11 protein-coding genes and 1 pseudogene are annotated in these 16,476 nt (G+C 59.9%); 5 read left to right on the top strand and 7 right to left on the bottom strand.

Features of this window, described 5'->3' with window-relative positions:
- Positions 1-342: 342 nt before the first annotated feature.
- Positions 343-618 carry a hypothetical protein gene (locus tag P5W98_RS33755; RefSeq protein ID WP_421028882.1) on the bottom strand — a complete coding sequence of 92 codons (276 nt, stop codon included), beginning with the start codon at positions 616-618 and terminating at the stop codon, positions 343-345.
- A gap of 278 nt (positions 619-896) precedes the next feature.
- On the opposite strand from P5W98_RS33755, the gene P5W98_RS33760 reads away from it, so the two are divergent.
- Positions 897-1,181 carry a hypothetical protein gene (locus P5W98_RS33760; RefSeq protein WP_421028883.1) on the top strand — a complete coding sequence of 95 codons (285 nt, stop codon included), beginning with the start codon at positions 897-899 and terminating at the stop codon, positions 1,179-1,181.
- A gap of 138 nt (positions 1,182-1,319) precedes the next feature.
- On the opposite strand, the gene P5W98_RS33765 is transcribed toward P5W98_RS33760, so the two are convergent.
- From P5W98_RS33765 to P5W98_RS33775, 3 genes are all read right to left on the bottom strand, one after another.
- Positions 1,320-2,489: a hypothetical protein gene (locus P5W98_RS33765; protein WP_421028884.1), complete on the bottom strand. Its 1,170-nt coding sequence runs from the start codon at positions 2,487-2,489 to the stop codon at positions 1,320-1,322.
- Positions 2,490-2,507: 18 nt separating this feature from the next.
- Positions 2,508-5,186 carry a DEAD/DEAH box helicase gene (locus tag P5W98_RS33770; RefSeq protein ID WP_421028885.1) on the bottom strand — a complete coding sequence of 893 codons (2,679 nt, stop codon included), beginning with the start codon at positions 5,184-5,186 and terminating at the stop codon, positions 2,508-2,510.
- A 152-nt stretch (positions 5,187-5,338) separates the two neighbouring features.
- Positions 5,339-6,367: a UPF0149 family protein gene (locus tag P5W98_RS33775; RefSeq protein ID WP_421028886.1), complete on the bottom strand. Its 1,029-nt coding sequence runs from the start codon at positions 6,365-6,367 to the stop codon at positions 5,339-5,341.
- Between the two features lie 465 nt (positions 6,368-6,832).
- Between P5W98_RS33775 and P5W98_RS33780 the strand changes: the two are divergent.
- Positions 6,833-7,054 (top strand): annotated as a pseudogene (locus tag P5W98_RS33780) (PDDEXK nuclease domain-containing protein); the annotation flags it as partial.
- Between the two features lie 2,204 nt (positions 7,055-9,258).
- On the opposite strand, the gene P5W98_RS33785 reads toward P5W98_RS33780, so the two are convergent.
- Positions 9,259-10,239 carry a ParB/RepB/Spo0J family partition protein gene (locus P5W98_RS33785; protein WP_421028887.1) on the bottom strand — a complete coding sequence of 327 codons (981 nt, stop codon included), beginning with the start codon at positions 10,237-10,239 and terminating at the stop codon, positions 9,259-9,261.
- The gene (locus tag P5W98_RS33790) at positions 10,236-11,444 is read right to left on the bottom strand and encodes a ParA family protein (protein ID WP_421028888.1); all 1,209 of its coding nucleotides are present in this window, start codon (positions 11,442-11,444) and stop codon (positions 10,236-10,238) included. Before P5W98_RS33790 ends, P5W98_RS33785 begins: the two co-directional genes overlap by 4 nt.
- A gap of 858 nt (positions 11,445-12,302) precedes the next feature.
- On the opposite strand from P5W98_RS33790, the gene P5W98_RS33795 reads away from it, so the two are divergent.
- A complete protein-coding gene (locus P5W98_RS33795; RefSeq protein WP_421028889.1) occupies positions 12,303-13,685 on the top strand; it encodes a replication initiation protein in 1,383 nt (460 codons plus the stop codon).
- Positions 13,686-13,956: 271 nt separating this feature from the next.
- Here P5W98_RS33795 and P5W98_RS33800 read toward each other — a convergent pair whose 3' ends face one another.
- Positions 13,957-14,559, bottom strand: coding sequence for a hypothetical protein (locus P5W98_RS33800; protein ID WP_421028890.1), 603 nt, complete (start codon positions 14,557-14,559; stop codon positions 13,957-13,959).
- A 332-nt stretch (positions 14,560-14,891) separates the two neighbouring features.
- Here P5W98_RS33800 and P5W98_RS33805 point away from each other — a divergent pair, with 332 nt between their 5' ends.
- Positions 14,892-15,596: a type IV secretion system protein gene (locus P5W98_RS33805; protein ID WP_421028891.1), complete on the top strand. Its 705-nt coding sequence runs from the start codon at positions 14,892-14,894 to the stop codon at positions 15,594-15,596.
- On the top strand, positions 15,593-16,474 hold the full coding sequence (locus P5W98_RS33810; protein WP_421028892.1) for a TrbG/VirB9 family P-type conjugative transfer protein: 882 nt from the start codon (positions 15,593-15,595) through the stop codon (positions 16,472-16,474). Before P5W98_RS33805 ends, P5W98_RS33810 begins: the two co-directional genes overlap by 4 nt.
- Positions 16,475-16,476: the final 2 nt, after the last annotated feature.

The following is a 16,476-nucleotide window of genomic DNA, read 5'->3' on the forward strand; positions in this document are numbered from 1 at the left end:
AGGTCGCCGGTTATTCGTGATCCTGTAAACGTGTTAACCGGATGAGACGCCCCAGCGTGGAGTCAGTCCTCGAAAGGACAAGGTAGCAGGTGCCCGTCGTCGTCAGGGTCACAGCCGATCAAATGTGACGACACAATTCAGGGCACGACGGAGCCGTTCTACCCGCCGCCGCGCATTGCGCGCGTCGTTGTGTGTGCGACCAGGCATTATGAAGCGGGAGCACCAGTCGTTTTCCATTGCTGGAACGATAGCGGTTTTGCTGCGAGCACGCCTTTTGGGCGTCTCATCCGTACCCCACATCGGTCTCCCCCGCCCTGCGCGGCAGAGAGCGTGCGGCGCAGGCTATGGGGAGGTCGTCAGCTTCAAGTTCGGTCGCAACTCGTGCGTAACCGTTTCACGTTGTCCCTTGCGTTGATCGGACACCTGTTCGATGCCGGCCTTCCGAACCTCCTCGCAGAACGCTATGCGTGAGCGGTAATAGTCAGCCTGCAATTGCGCATCCATGACCCGCTGTTCGGCCTGGAACAGCGCCATGCGCAATTCTCCGAGCGCGCGCTCAGCCTGCTTCTCCGGCGTTGCGGCATTGTGTGCAATCAGGTTTGCAAGCCATCGCAGCATGGATGAACCCTCCTGTCCTCGATTCCGCGATCGCACGCATCAGACGCCTGCCACGCGCGAACTGGAGTTGCGAAAAGTCTATCAGAGTCGCGAACGGCGGGAGCGATCCTGGCACCTACCCGGTGGACAGCGCGAGGGCGACCAGTTCGAAGGTGGGCCATGCCGTGTTGGGTTACGGATCCGTTCGGCTACGGAAGCCGGGCCGCAAACGCGCGGCGCTGCAACCGGCTTCCACTGCGAGTCGAATCCCCGCAAACGTTGCGGAAGGCGGCCGCCAGATGACATTGACCACCCGCAGGGAATACGAGCGACCGGTGGGACGGACAAGGTGCACGGCTATGGTTCTTCAAGTGTTTTACCGGCTGCGATGCCTGTACAACAGTCACGCTACGATCGAACAGATTTCCTCTGTACTCGCCCTGTCGACATACCCCGGCCGTCTCGGCCAGAAACCGCAGCCTGCGCTCGATGACTGGCTCGATGCGACCACCACCTTCAATTTTTCTGCGCTCTTTTTCCTGCCCAACATGTACTCCCTGATTTTCCATTTCGTCGCATTCTGATCGGGGCCCTCGCTGGCGTCAGGCGCCTCCAGCCTGAAGTTCAGCCGGGATTCGTCAACCCGCCCCATCCCGATCCCGCTGCGCACATTGAAAGCGAAATCAGCCGTCGGATCAGGCGGTGCGGCACAGCGCCCAAATTCACCCGCGGCGTTTCGCGGATTTCGCCGTGGCAGGCGCAGCACGTGCAGTGGGCTTTTTAGACGCAGCCGGACGGGTCGCCTGCGTTGCGCCGGAGCCGGTTTTTGCTTTCGCATTTTTCGGGGCGGCAGGACGGCGCTCTACGTCCAGCGGCGCGACCTTGGCTTTGGCTTTGCTTTCGACCTTACCCTTGGGTGCCGATTTCGCAGTCGCGGACGACTTCGGTGTCGTCGACTTCGGTGTCGTCGACTTCGGTGTCGTCGACTTCGGTGTCGTCGACTTTGGTGTCGTCGACTTTGGTGTCGTCGACTTCGGTGCTGTCGACTTCGGTGCTGTCGACTTCGGTGCTGTCGACTTCGGTGTCGTCGACTTCGGTGTCGTGACTTCGACTGTCTGCGAGCTGACTGCTTTGCGCGTGCGCTTGCCCCGCACCCTGGGCGGATCAGCAAGGGGTTCCATGTCGATATCGATACCGAACACGTCGCCCAGATCTGCATTGTCAAGCAACCTGCCGGACGCCGGGACGGCGCCTGCCCCGGGCAGATTCGCATCGGTGCTATTGACGAGTTCGGTGGGGTCAACGCCACGTAACGTAAAGAGCAATTCGGGCTGCTGGTCGAGCCGTGCGCCGATGCCATAGAGTACGGCGGCGACGTGCTTGCACATCGCCGCCCAATCCAGACAATTGCAACCGAGTTTGATGTCTTTCGGCGCGGGAAAAAGCCCGGTTCCCGGCTTGCAGATGCGCCCCATCACCGCGGCCGACAGCTTGCCCTGCAGCAATTCGACCATGGAGTCAATCGAGGACGCACAGTCGGCGCTCAAGTCGCGCCACTGTTTTTCCGGGCAGGCTGCGACATCAATTTCGATCTCGTACAGGCTGGACCCCATGACCTGCGCACGGATCCTGCCCGTCGTAATCTGCAGGTCGATCACCGAACCATTGCGCACGTACGTGCGACCGCGTGGCAGGCGACTTTCGTAGTCGCTGTAGTGCTCCAGGTTATCGCACCACGCCTTGCCCCAGAAGGTCTTCGCGATGGCCCCGCGATACGGCGCAATGGGTGACAGCGTCTTGCCAGCTTTGGTCGCCCTGGCGACCAGCTGCCCGGCTTTTTTCCTGCGTTCGGCCACCGGAACGTAAGGTTTCCATCCACCGAAGTTAGCCATCTGCGTTCTTTCCCATGATCAGTTTTCCTGCGCGGAGTGAATATCGAGCCTGACAAGATCGAGCAACTCGCGGTCACCCATCTCGGTCAGCAGCAGTTCCGCGCCCCCTTCAAGCACATCCTTCACCAGTTGCTGCTTCGTTTCGATCAGCTGATCAATCCGGTCCTCGACCGTACCCTGGCAAACGAACTTGTGCACGAGGACATTCCTGCGCTGGCCGATACGAAATGCCCGATCCGTCGCCTGATTTTCGACCGCCGGATTCCACCAGCGATCGAAGTGAATCACGTGGGACGCGGCGGTGAGATTCAGCCCCGCTCCGCCCGCCTTGAGCGAGAGCACAAAGAACGGCACCGATTCGTCCTCCTGGAACTGCCTGACCAGTTCGCGCCGTTTGGCTACGGGTGTGCCCCCATGGAGAATCAGGCCCTCGCGGCCGAAAAGCGATCCGAGGAATGCGGCAAGGGGCTCAGTGGTTTCCCGGAATTGCGTAAAGACCAGGACCTTTTCCTGTTTCGCCGCGATCACGTCGACGAGCTCGCGCAGCCGTGCAAATTTGCCGCTGGCTTCCGGCTTCCACGCCGCATCGCCCAACCACTGGGACGGATGGTTGCAGATCTGCTTGAAGCGCATCAGGTAGCTCAATACGATCCCCTTGCGTTCAATACCGTCGGTGCCATCGAGCGCCGCCGCCAGGTCCTTGACCGCGCGTTCATACAGGGCGGCCTGGATGGGGCTCAGGTGACACCATGCCTTGAGTTCGGTTTTTTCAGGGAGATCGGCGATCACGCGCCGGTCCGTTTTCAGGCGACGCAGAATGTAGGGCCGCACGAGGTTTCGAAGCGGGCCGAAGTGCTCCATTTTCGCCAGACGCCGGGTGAGCCCGGCAAAGTCCTTCGCCGAGCCCAGCAGGCCGGGATGCGTGAAGTCGAAAATGGACCACAGGTCCGACAGGCGATTTTCCACCGGGGTGCCCGTCAGGGCGATGCGTGAGCGGGCCTGCAGCTTCTTGACCTGTTTCGTCTGCCGGGCGCCGGGATTCTTGATCGCCTGGGCCTCGTCGACAATCGCGACGCGCCACTGCATCGACTCCAGAACCGGCTGACGCAGCAGCGACCCGAAACTGGTAATGACGAGGTCGGTCTGCATGAGATTCGTGCTGTCCAGGACGCGCAGTTCTTCCGCTGGCGTCACAGACGGGTGCGCCACCAGCACGCGCAGACCCGGCGCGAAACGTGCCGCTTCCGCAGCCCAGTTGGCCAGCAGTGAGGCCGGTGCGACCAGCAGGCTCGGGCGCGGGGCGCCCAGATCGCGCTTGAGAATCAGCAACAGGGAGAGCACCTGCATCGTCTTCCCGAGGCCCATGTCGTCGGCCAGACACGCTCCCAGCCCCAGCTGGCTGAGCAGGTAGAGCCACTGCACCCCCGCCTGCTGGTAAGGTCGAAGCTGCGCTCTCAGGTCGACGCCGGGATCGACCTGCGCCAGCCCTTCCGGCTGGCGCAACTGCCGCAGCGTCTCGGCCAGCCAGTCGCCTGCCACGACCTGCGCCCAGTCGCGCTCGTCGGAGCCTTCGGTTTCATCGCCGGACACGCCTGCCAGTAGACGCAAGGCATCGTTCAACGGCAGCCCCGCCTGCGCGGCCTGCTCGAGACCTTCAAAACGCTGGAGCAGGCGGCCGAGCTTTTTCGTGTCCACCTCAATCCAGCGCCCGCGAATCCACTGCAGACCGTCGGCGCCCTTGAGCAGACTCCGGATCTCGGCCGGACTGAGCGCTTCGCCATCGAGCGACACCTCCATCCTGAAGTCGAGCAGCGCTTCCCTGCCAAGGAGCGATGGTGGCTGCGTCCCGACACTCGCCCTGACCGCGGGTCGCGCAGGACGGCCCGTCGCCCAGGTCGCCGGTAGCCGGACCCTGATGCCGGCAGATTCCAGCGCCGGCAGATCGGAGAGAAGACGCCAGGCGTCAGTCGGCATCCAGCGCAGCGGGTGGTAGATTTCGCGCGACTCGAGCATCGCGCGCAGCCAGTCACAGCGTTCAGCGGCGCGCTGAACCGGCATCAGGAGAGAGAGCAGCTGCGCCTTGTTGCGCGCCTCGGAAAACTCTTCGAGCGCCCGCGAAAGCGGTTGATGCTGTGTCTTGCCATGGGCTGACAGGCGCGCCGCGTACGTAGCCAGGAACGCGAATGGTGCTTCGGGGTCCTTGCGGTTTTCGGCAAGGTTGAAATGAACACGGCCCACCAGATTCCAGGCAGGATGACGCGACCTCAGGAATGCCTGAAGCGACGCTCCCGAACCTGCCAGCTCGTCACGCAAGGCGCCATCGATTTCGCCCCACAGTGCCGCCAGGACATCCGGGGTGAGATATTCCGCGCCCGCCATGGGTGGCGCATCGTCGATCAGCCTGTCGAAGTCCGCCCTGTCCGGTTGGGCAACCGCGACTTCCCCACCTTCTGGCGTGGTGCACAGGGCCGTGACATAGCGGGCCCCCAGGTCGCGCCACCATGCCCAGGCGGGCGGCAATGCTCGCCCGATGGTCGCGCTTCCCAGATAGAGCAGCCCATGACCTGGGCCGCGCGTGAAGGCCGCGCCCAGCGCGACGTCATCGGGCAAGGCCGGCGCATCGACGTCCGGCGCGGCAAGCAGGTGGCCGGCCGGTGTGATTCTTGGCGAGAGGCGATCGGTATCGGTCAAGGACATGGACAGTTGATGGGAAAGTCGCGGGTTCGCATGCAGGCGGGAGACAGACCCGCAAGGAGATCACGTATCGCCTGCGCCGTGGGGAGTCTGCCCACGCCGCGCAAGGGCTAGCCCTTCCGGGAGCGCCAGGCGGATTCTGGCACCGGGCGCGCTCAGTGTTTCGGCGCGGGTGCCGGCCCGTCTCCGGTTACCGGCGCAATGCCGTGCGTGCTGATCGTGCTCCATGCTTCGGCCAGCGCAGCCCCATCGGTCGGGAACGGCTCGTCCCAGACCGTGGACGTTCCAGACGCGTCGATGATTTCCAGTATCCATCCGTCGCGGCCATCATCGTCGGCGCGATAGATGTGCACGTCGACAGACGTGCCACCACGCGTGATGCGCGTAGCCAGCGGGGACAATGCCAGCGGATGAAACGCTTCGTCCGTCACCCGGCCAAGCGAATCGACAAGGAACACATCTTTGGACACGCTCCCGTTCCGGGCGTCCAGATTCCCCGGCGTGGTTTGCGTCGCCGTCCTGGCTTTCGGCGATGAACCCGCCGGGACCGTGCCGGGGTGCTCTCCCTGCTCCATCAATCTGCGACGTTCTTCACACCCGTGGCGATGGATATTGAGTGCCGAGGCCGCAAGCTGGAGTACGAACGACCGGCGTTGCTCAACCGTGTAGTCACGGCGCGCCAGTTCCTGGTATCCGGAGGCTGTGCCGAACAGCAGGATGATATTGAACCACCAGGGGTGTCGTTCGATCAGCGGCTCCCACGCCTCCCGGTCGATGTCGATGCCCTTGCAATACCCTTCGCACCATTCGTCGAGGACGGGAACCTCTTCGCCCTTGTATACGCGCGTGTGCAGCGGGAGTTCGAACAGGTCGGGGCATTGATTCAGGGTGTCGTTGATGTCGTTCCAGTACTGAAAGATCAGTCCGGTGACCTTGCGAGCGCGACCTGCTGACAGGAATCCGGGTTGACGGGTTGCGTGCCTGGCATCCCAGATCCACGGAAGAATCGCGCCCGGCAAGATCACGTTCGGTCCGGAAATGACGGCAGTCAGAAAACCATGCAACATGACCGCATCCATCGCATCGCTGCAAACGGCATTGCCCGAAAGAAAGCGTTCGAGAAAATCCAGCTCTTCGTCAGTCAGCGGATCGTTGAGTTCGGGATCGGGATGATCGAATTTCATGGTATTTCCATGCGGTATGTGGCAACCGCGAGGCTGTCCGCCCGCGCTGCCATTGCCGCCGACGTTCGGCGCAACGCCGCGGTTCCAGGACGCATTCCCGGCCAACCGCACAGTGCCGGCATTTTACCCGAGGCGTGATGCGCAATCCCGACGCCGGATCGACACGCGACGAACGTTCTGGCTGGCGAGCCGACTTGCGAATGGTTCATCCTCGCTGCGCTCAATCAAGACGTCGCAGCCATACAACTTCGGCTGCGCCAGCAGTGCGCCACGGGCGCGATATCCACCTGCCTGAAGACCCCAGTTTTTCGCACTCCGCCGGTGTTGGGCGCGGAATTGCCGAAGACAGTTAGTCGCGTTTCCCGGCCCGATAGCCACCGCATGTGGCAGTGGACGGCCGTTTGACAGTTGGGCCCGGTAATGTCGAAAAACGCGCACGGCACGGTGGTGTCCCCTCGCCAAGAGATTTCAAGGCATGAGCAGGAGCCGGACGAGCAACCGCCTATCGGCATCATCCTGTGCGCCGGAAAGAAGCAAGAACAGATCGAGTTGCTCGAGCTGGGCAAGAGCGGGACTCATCTCGCGGAATATCTGACGGTACTCCCGCCGCGCGAGGCACTGGAAGCCAAGCTGCATCAGTCAATTCAGGCTGCTCGTTCGCGCCTGCAGGATGATCGCAACCGCTAGGGGGGGCAAATCCACGGGCCGAGAAGATTCATGGCAGTGCATATCGCGACTACTTACTGGTGCGGTGGTCCTAGAGAAGCGACAGGCGCTTGACAGACCCGGCTCGGCCTATCGAATGTCGCTACGACGCTCGACTATGGTCTTTGACATGGATCTGTCAGGGCAGTGAGCCAAAGCGACCGCTTCAAGACCTGCAGTATTTCTCTTGGCGCGATTGTCATCGCGATACACGTCTGGATGAAGCCCGCCGTTGTGCCGGGGTCGGCACAAGGCGGCAAGTTACCGGAAACGTCGTTCAGACGGAACTCTCAGATCCACCGCCGCAGATTCTTTCCGCGCTGCGGAGAGAATTCACGCTCGCCTCGATTCAGCCACGTTGAACCCCGCGAAATGCGCCATGATGATCAAAACAGGCCTGCCGCGCACCTCGGCCGACGGCAGCGGTGCTAGAGCGCGATGGACGGCGCGGCAGCGCGAGCTACCACACACGGGGACGTGCTCGGAAATAATGCGACGCGATTAAAGTACAAATTACGTATCGTTCCATACGATTTTGCTGATTACCGCGTTTGACGCCGCGCTGCCTGGATTTCACCGATGTTCGTTTAACGTTCGCCTCTCGGCGCCGTGAAACAATTTGCGTCGGTTAGGCTGTAACCCCTATCGCGTAAGGGTTTGCAGACATCAAAATTTACAGTCCGAATGTTTCACGACGCGACCCTTTTCTCGTCTGCGTAATCAATTCGCCCAACAATTCGCGTACCGAGGGCATCTGATCGGGCACACCGTCTCTGCGGTTATCGGTTAGGCGGATTTCCGTGCCGCTGGCACGCCGATACGCGTCTCAATTGTCAGATTGAAGAGCAGATGGTTAGTTGCATCACATGACCACCCGTTCCGCCGTGTCGTGTGTGCGGCGCCGACCGTTCGCTTCGCGTCGAAATTCGGTGGGCCAGTGGATCGTCAATGGATGTCCGAGCACCACAATGATCCAACGTCCTTCAAGCGCCCTATGCTCCGAATGCTAGCTTAGCCACGTCGCCCCGGGCTCATGCTCTGGCGTCGTCCGATGAAGACTGGGAGCGAGAGAGGAAACAGGACCAGTGCAACGTAAGCTCGCATCTTTGGCCTCTCGGAAGGCCAGCCGGTGCACAGCAAACTTGGCGCCGTTGCTGAGCCAATCTTGGGGGAGCGTGTCGTTCTCGCGGAGGCGAATCCCCACGCTTTGGAGAATTCCGTCTGTTGCCCGAAAATAGGCCCGGTGCCGTTCTATGGCGGATTGTAGAGAGCTGGGCGGCGAAGGCATTTGCTCGCCACTTTCTGCTATAGAGCAGCTACTGCTGCAACCCCATTCGCGTACGTTGAATTGACGTATGCAAGGCCCCTAGCGGGTGCATTGTCCGCACCGCGAGTCGAAAGCGCGGGCAGCTTCAGGAGCGACCCGGCCAGGATGAAATTTGTTCAATGCAAACGAACGCCGATCCGACCTCAGCTCCTCTCGCTAGGTGCGCACCGCGCCCCGCCGCCCCAGACTGCTATGTCATCCTGCGCGGCACATGGATTCGGCGAAGCAATGCGAGATCGAATGTGACGGCCTGGGTGTGCGAACCAGGCGACTCCGACGTACGCCCGTCGCGCTCGAAACCATTGGATTGAAAGGCCAGAGACTCGCGATGATTTTGGCACCCTTGGCAGCGCCAGCCACAGGTGGGTTGACGTTCACAGGTACCGCTACCAATGGTGCCCTTGTTGCTATTGTTGCCGCCCCGCGCAAGCGCCCGTGCTCACCCAAAATCCAGCGCCAGCTAGCGTCAGTCCGACTGTTCCGACATTATCCGGGGGTACCTTTGCCTAATTCGTGAATCCCCGACACTATCCCCGGGACAGGGCAGTTTGACCCGCTGTCGAGCATGGCGTAAGACATAGCGCCTGTTCGGATCTTCGTTGCGTTGCCAATCAAGTACCGTAATCTTCCGGGCAGCGTCGCCAAATGACATTGCCAAGGTGCAGACTGGGACACTCGGGCCTTGTGTCTCCATTGGAGACACTCGGGGGAGAGCCGCGCGATCCATCAGTACGGTGACTCTGGATTAGACCATGCTCCCCCCGAATGGGGCTACGGGATACGAGTCGGGAGAGCGTGCCCGCGTTTGTCTCCAATGGAGACACAAAAAAGCCCGAACTCGGTCGGGCTTAAGAGGATACTAACCGGAAGAAGCATCGTCCGAAAATAACTGCGCGATAAGCGCACGTATTTGTTTCTCCCTATCCTCTGTCAGCATCCCCGCCTTAATTTTGACAGTGAATCCGACAGCGTCCTTCGTAATGGATCCGGCCTGACTCTTCCCGGCAAAAATCTTTTCGATCTTGCGATCACTGACACCTCCGTCAGATTTGCCATCGCCTTCCACTTCCTGCTTAATTGATCGAGCGAGCTTGGTCTGGTCGAGATCTCCAGACACAACTTTGACCCAAACGCTCCGGGCAATCTCAAGCGCTCGAGCATCCTTCTCGCGAAGGACAGACACCACATCTTGCGCGGCGTGCGCACCAAGCAATCGCGGTTGGATATTCAGATCCTTGATGACGAAATCGGGCAAGTCGCCAAACGCGAGGTAACGGTAAAGCTCCGAACGTGAAATCCCCAACGCCTCTGCCATACGCTTACGATTCGGGAACTCCCTTTCCGTCTGGCGGACTGAACGCGAAATTTCATAATCCGAGAGGTCCTCGCGCGCCACGTTTTCGACAAGTGCCAGCATCGCCATCTCCTCGTCCGAGAGATCGATGATGACAACCTTGATCGTTTCCTTCCCGATCATCTTGTGCGCGCGCCAACGTCGCTCCCCGGCGACTATCTGATAACCCGCAGCCACCCGACGCACGACAATCGGCTGGACCAGGCCGGCCTCCCGAATCGATTCGGCGAGCTGCGTCAGTTTCGCCTCATTAAACAACTGTCGAGGCTGCCACGGATTAGGAACGATCTCGGATAACGCGACCTCCGACGCCGCTCCGGTCTTCTCCAGCTCGATGATCCGCTGTTGCGCGACTGCCAAGGCACCTGCCATGCCAGGCGCAGTCCGTGGGCTCGTCGCTTTTTCCTGCTGAGGATCGAGCTTAATGTCTTTCGCCGCACGAACCTCAGCCGTCTTATTCATCATGCGCTCACGCAGGCTGCTCATTGCCCGGCCCTCCATTGCGTCACATATTGATCATCAATCCACTTGCAGTAATCCATCAATGGTTGCTTCACCCGCGCCAGTGTCTTCGCCACAGCGTCAGCCCGCGACAGATCGAACACGGTGGAAAAGGCAAGTGCACCATTGCTCATAACAGAACTGGCCGGAACTTCCGTTGCGTGAAGCCAATCCCCATACGCCCGCTGGGACCACGAGCGCACTACGGGCGCCGACGACGTGTTGCCGTAATCGACCCTCGACAAAAGGACCGAGATGAAATCGTACGTTTTGTCGAGTTCGTGCTCGACAAATCCGTGTGCAACCTCAGCGAACAGTGACCAAAATGACACCGACGAAATGAAGTCCAGGCTCTCCGGGACCAACGGCATCACCATCGAGTCGGCCGCCATCAGACCGTTTAGCGTCATGTAGGACAGAGACGGCGCCGTATCGAGAATGATGTAATCATATTGCGCCCGTAGCGGTTCGATACCCTTGCGAAGCACCGACCAGAACTCGAAACCAGGATTAGTCTGCTGCGCCGTCGGCAGGTGAAACTCCGCGTCGTGCAGGTAGTTGTGCGCCGGGATCACGTCAAGTCCATCCCAATACGTCGTTTGAACCTTCGACGCGAGGCCACCTTCGATGCTCGGGTCGTAGATGAACGGGAGCACAGTGTCCTCCCACGTCACATCCTTCTCGGCGTACAAGCCACACAACTCCGACAGAGACGCCTGCGGGTCTAGGTCAATGACCAGTACCTTGCGTCCACGAAGACTTAAGCCCTGCCCAATGCACATCGTTGTTGTGGTCTTGCAGGAGCCGCCCTTGAAGTTTGCTGTGATCAAGACGCGCCCACGATGTTCACGCGTGCCGGTAACCAGCGGAGTCTGGTAAATGTCGGATACTTGCTGCACCCAGGTCCGTGCATCTTTCAATGAGAAGATGCGCGCTCTTCCGGTCCCATGAGCTTCCCCGGGCGGCAATTCGCCGCCTTCCTTCGTGGCCAGATAGTTGATCTTCTGGCGATCCATTCCGCACATTTCCGAGAGTTCACCGATCGTAAAGACGGGTGGCGTCTTCCGTGGCCGCGGCGCCAAGATTTGATCCCGCAGTTCATTCGCCATTACCGACAGGCGCTCGGCAAATTCCCCAAGGTTAGAGAGCTTGACGCGGCGGTCAATCCCTGGCAGCTCGCTTAGATTCATTGCGACGGTTCCTCTTTTTGTCGACGGTGAGCTGATTTCTTCACGCTCCGCGTCTGTTTCAACGGTTTTGTGTTACATCTTTGACGAACCGTAGAATACTAGGCAGAGCGCACAATTGCCATCGGAATCTTATAAAGGCAACCTTTTTCATGTCGACACCGAACAACTCCAATATATTCAATGGCTTACGTCGACCCAGAGTGAACAATCGCCGTTGTCGAAAGAACATCGCAAACGACGTGGGTCCTGAGAGTTCGCGGACCTAACACAGAACACCTCACTTTGACTGGTCAAAAGGCCGGTGTTTCGACAATTCATTCCGCACGTGCACAATTTGCCTCACCTTTCGCGGCAGCGTAAAGCGGGAGTCTCAGAACCGAATCAAGCCTCGCGGATACAGCGAAATGACCAAACAGTCGAACCTACAGTGGCTTCTGAGGCGAAATACGCAGATAGCATCACTAGCTTCGTCATCCTTTCGCCTTGCGCACCGACTCGCACGATCTTTGTTTGCGGGTTGTTAGTGAATTAATAAAAAAAAGCAAACAACAACCAACAGAAAACTCGTCGCCCATAAAATCAATGACTTAGGCGAGAGAGGTGAGGTGTTCTGTGTTAAAGGTGCTGTTGATTGAGCGCGAAGGTGAACCGTTTACCCCGGGAAGGTGAACCAGATTGAGGAGCAAGGTGAAGTATTTGGGCGGCAAGGGTGAGGCGAAATGTGAAAGGTTGAAGCTAAGGTGAGGTGTTCTGTGTCGGGCTAGGCGAAAAGGTGAGGTGATCTGTGTTGACAGGGCACCTTGCCGTCGGTACCGTACGGGTCCATATCACCTTTTGAACAACAAGCTGGAGGCCGGAATGGCGATCGCAGGGCAGGTGGCCACGTCGAGGCAACTGGCATTGGCGTTGTTCGACGACGCGAACGCCGAGGACTTGCCCGTCGAAACAGCCCGCTCTGACATTGGTTTCGCGCGAAACAATGTCCTGATTCGGATTGTTGATTTAGGGGTGGCGGCACGACGCCTAATCGACGCCGCATATTTCATTGTCGCGCAGGAAGAACGGCCTCGTGACTTGTACGAAGTGGAGTTGGATTACTTCAAGTGGCTCATGCGCTATTCGAGCCGCAACAACACGCACCTTGAACAGGTCATTACCGAAGCGCAAAGAGCGCTGATACAGGCGACAGCAGCATCGGATGCAAACGGAGAGAAACCGTTCGGTTCGGTGCAGTTGATTGGTCGCATCACATATTCAGGCGGACGCTTCCAGTTCCGCGTTCCGCCGGATCTCATCGGAATCATACGTGGCCCTGGCAAATCGCACTGGCTGAGCCTGCGCATCACGTCGCTCTTTACGCTGAGCTACGCGCGAGTTATGTACGACCACTTGCTTCCCTACGCGGACGAGGGCATGACGGACTGGCTCGCCCTTGACGAACTTCGCTCGTGGCAAGGCGCGATGGGTGCCAAGGCGCAGGAGTTTAAGTACTTCAAACGCGACTGGCTCACGCCGGCTGTCGAGCAGATCAACGAGGTTTCCGACCTCACGCTGTCGTATGAGACGCGCAACGAGCCGGGGTCTCGCAAGATAGGGCGACTAAGATTTCGCATCGCGCGCAAAGAGATCGCGGAGCGCGTACTCCATACGCACGAGCACGCTCAAGCGATCTACCAAACGCTGAAGCAGGAGTTCGGGCTCTCTAGTTCGCAGCTTAACCAGATCGCTGCCGAGCGCGACACCTACACGGACGAGCGCCTTGAACAGGCGATCGAGCGCACACGTTTCAGCCTGCAAATGGGCAAGGTATCGAAGAGTCCGGCTGGTTTCTTCATGAAAGCATTGAAGGAAAGGTGGATCATCTCTGACGCGGAGCGCAAGATGATCGAGATTCAGCAAAACATGGCGCTGAATGAGCAGCGCGAACTTGAGGTGCGAGAGCAGGCCGAGACTCGGATTGCGCTCCGGATCGCAGCACAGGATGTTCACGCGCAAGGCCAGAGAGGCGAAGAAATCCGGCGTGGATGGGAAGCATACGAAGTCGCTGGACCGAGGCAGCGAGAGGACTGGCGACGGACCTATAGGACCAGTCCAGGTGGCAAACTTACGCTCCGTCGCTTGGGTGTCGATCCAACAGGTGAACTGGCTGAAACGACTATCCAGAAGTACCCGGACTTGAAAGACGGATTCGCGAGCTACGTTTTCAACAAGACGAAGTCTGGCAAAGCGAAGACCAAATAAGGAGTCGGAAAATCGGAGTGTCCGGCACCAGTTTGCCGGCTTCCGGATTCGCCTTGACAGCGAAATGCAATAGTTGTCGATAGTCACGGCGAGGAAATCTGGAAGCACAAACGGCATCTTTGCTTGGGACTGCTTGTTTTGTGCAGACGCGAAATTCGCCGATTTCAGCGAAAATCGCCATATCCGCGCGTGCACCCTCTTGGGTGATGGCGACGGTCGGCCGCTGGGACCTGGCAGCGGCACGCGGTAAGCGTTCGTTGCCGTTCGGAGATCAGAAGTCAACTGCAGCAGGCTTAACTCGCGCGCGTCGCTTATATCGCCGTGGCCGGCGAGGACCGCGAGCCGGGTCGCTCAGAATCACCGACACGGACCACGCGATCATGTGCTCAAGCTGGGTCAGGTACGGAAGCACGATGTGGAGATCTGTCAACTCTAGACGGAGGGCCTTGCCGCTCTCTATGACGCTGAGGCGCGGTTTATCGGTCGACTCCGGTATTTCGCCCTCTGCAAGAAACCTGAGAATCTCATCGGTCGTGCGGGCATTTATCGGAACGCGAGTAGCGTTCCTTTGCAGATGGTCCACTCCGAATTCAGCAATCAGACGGCTCAGACACTCGGCGAGGCGAAATGTGATCTGTCTCGCGCCGAAGATGCCCACGATTTCTCCGGGAAGGCGCGCGGCAGCAAGGGCCTTCGACACATGGGCCCGCGATACATTCATGGCTTTCGCCAGTTCAGCTTGTGTTCGCCATAGTCCCGCCCTGGTCATCAGGCTTCGATAGAACACGCCGAACTCGTACGCATTAGCGCCCCGCGAGATCATCGCCGAGTGTTCGGCCAGCGCAGCTGCAATGTTCGCGTCTTGATTTGTCATCGGATCGTAATGTTTCGTGCAGGCGCCTGCACGCCAATTTGCCAGTTTATTAAGCAGGCCTATGAAAAATCAATGACTTAGTTGTCTTTCGATTTCGCGCTGCGTGTGAAACAGGTGAAACATCGCGATTCTAACGCTCCCGTCAAAGGAGACCTGGCCTAAAAGCTCACCAAAAGCATCACCATTCCGCGTTTTCACGTGCAGGCGCCTGCACGAGAGACGCCGCGGTCGATGGTTGGCCGCAATGGTATGCAAAATAGCTTCCCTTTTGCTCCGAAGGAGGAGGTGCCGGACTGTTTCAATCGACGCAAGCCAATCTGTCCGCGCGCGTCATGCCCCTGTTCCGTCGTTCCCGCAAAGATGTTGCCCTTTCGCCCGCACCGGGAGGGTATTCCGAGGAAGATCCCGAAAAGATCATCTTCGATCGCGGCACGCGCCTGCGTGTCGAGGCCAACCACTGGAAGACCTTCTGCTTCGTGCTCGCGTTCATCGCGGGCGGGGCAGTGTGGACGCGCCAGCCGCCGCCGTCGGTGGTCAAGAGCTACGGCATTGCCGCCGATGCGGGTGGTCGTCCCCTCATGAAGCAGCTCGCCGCGTACAAGCCCGACGACCTTGCGCTGCGCTCGTCCGTCGCTGACTCGGTCCAGCGCTGGTTCACCATTGAGCCGGTCCTGACGCCAACGATCGAGGGCTCGCGCCTCGCGCGCAACGTCAATGCCGTCAAGGCTCAGATGACGGGCAACGCAAGGAACCAGTTCGGCGACTGGCTGCACCAGGACGCGCCGTTCCAGTCGATCCTCACCAACCCGAAGCTCGTGCGCGAGGTGGCGGTCAGCAGTGTTTCCGTGCTCGACGACTCAACGGTCGTCGTTGAATTCTCCACCTCCACCACGCAGTTCCCCTCGGACAAGCCCGTCGTGCAGCGCTATGCGCTCACGCTGCGCTACCAGATCGTGCCGGCCAGCTCGGACGAAGCCGTGGGGACCAACCCGTTCGGGATCTTCTTCCCGTTCTTCACTCTCCAGAAAACGGTATGACGATCCAGGCCCCCCGCGCTCTGGCGCTCGTGGTTGCGCTCGCCGGCGCGCTCGCACTTTCCGGTTCCGCCCTCGGCGCGTCGCGGGCCGCTTCCGCCGCAGCCGCCCTCGACGTTGGCTCGATCATGGGCGACCCGATGAGTCCGGTGAACCCCTACAACTCCGGCACCGATCCGGTCACAATGCCCAACGACGCGCGCATCGTCGTGTTCAGCTACAGCCGCGACCAGATCTTTCGCATCATCACCGCACCGGCCAAGAACACCACCATCGAGTTCGCGCCGGGCGAGAAGCTCATTGCCGAACCCGCCATGGGCGATTCGGTGAGCTGGCTCATCGACACGGACGGCGCAAACCACGTGTTCATCAAGCCGGTCAGGCCCGGGCTCGTGAACACGCTGCACCTGACGACGAACCTGCGCGAGTACGACATGACGCTGGTGTCGTCGCCGCTGGGTGGCCTTTTCTATCAGAGCGTGCGCTTTCACTATGCCGAATCGCTGATGGCAAAGGTGCGCGCGCGCGGCGATGCCGACGGCGCAGCCGATGGTGCGGTGAGCGGGAACGGCGGCGCGACCGATTCGGGACCCCTTGGCGTGCCGCCCGACAAGCTCAATTTCGACTACAAGGTCGATGGCTCTGCAGCGTTCAGGCCCGAGACGGTCTTTGACGACGGCAGGTTCGTGTGGCTGCGGCTGCCCGCGGGCGCGCCGTTCGCGGTGCCCATCGTCAAGGACCACGGCGACGACGTGAGCCCGAATTTCATCCGTCGCGGGCAGTACATCGTTGTCCAGCAGATGGCCGACCGGATCGTGCTGCGCGCGGGCGACGACGAGGTCACCGTCACACGCCGTCGTCCCGGCATCTTCAGGTTCTGAGC

Source organism: Paraburkholderia sp. A1BS-2L (assembly GCF_051125205.1).
GTDB lineage: Bacteria > Pseudomonadota > Gammaproteobacteria > Burkholderiales > Burkholderiaceae > Paraburkholderia.

Bases quoted from the DNA above. Each gene is read 5' to 3' on its own strand.
- P5W98_RS33755 (WP_421028882.1), bottom strand. From the start codon at position 618: ATGCTGCGATGGCTTGCAAACCTGATTGCACACAATGCCGCAACGCCG.
- P5W98_RS33760 (WP_421028883.1), top strand. From the start codon at position 897: ATGACATTGACCACCCGCAGGGAATACGAGCGACCGGTGGGACGGACA.
- P5W98_RS33765 (WP_421028884.1), bottom strand. From the start codon at position 2,489: ATGGCTAACTTCGGTGGATGGAAACCTTACGTTCCGGTGGCCGAACGC.
- P5W98_RS33770 (WP_421028885.1), bottom strand. From the start codon at position 5,186: ATGTCCTTGACCGATACCGATCGCCTCTCGCCAAGAATCACACCGGCC.
- P5W98_RS33775 (WP_421028886.1), bottom strand. From the start codon at position 6,367: ATGAAATTCGATCATCCCGATCCCGAACTCAACGATCCGCTGACTGAC.
- P5W98_RS33785 (WP_421028887.1), bottom strand. From the start codon at position 10,239: ATGAGCAGCCTGCGTGAGCGCATGATGAATAAGACGGCTGAGGTTCGT.
- P5W98_RS33790 (WP_421028888.1), bottom strand. From the start codon at position 11,444: ATGAATCTAAGCGAGCTGCCAGGGATTGACCGCCGCGTCAAGCTCTCT.
- P5W98_RS33795 (WP_421028889.1), top strand. From the start codon at position 12,303: ATGGCGATCGCAGGGCAGGTGGCCACGTCGAGGCAACTGGCATTGGCG.
- P5W98_RS33800 (WP_421028890.1), bottom strand. From the start codon at position 14,559: ATGACAAATCAAGACGCGAACATTGCAGCTGCGCTGGCCGAACACTCG.
- P5W98_RS33805 (WP_421028891.1), top strand. From the start codon at position 14,892: ATGCCCCTGTTCCGTCGTTCCCGCAAAGATGTTGCCCTTTCGCCCGCA.
- P5W98_RS33810 (WP_421028892.1), top strand. From the start codon at position 15,593: ATGACGATCCAGGCCCCCCGCGCTCTGGCGCTCGTGGTTGCGCTCGCC.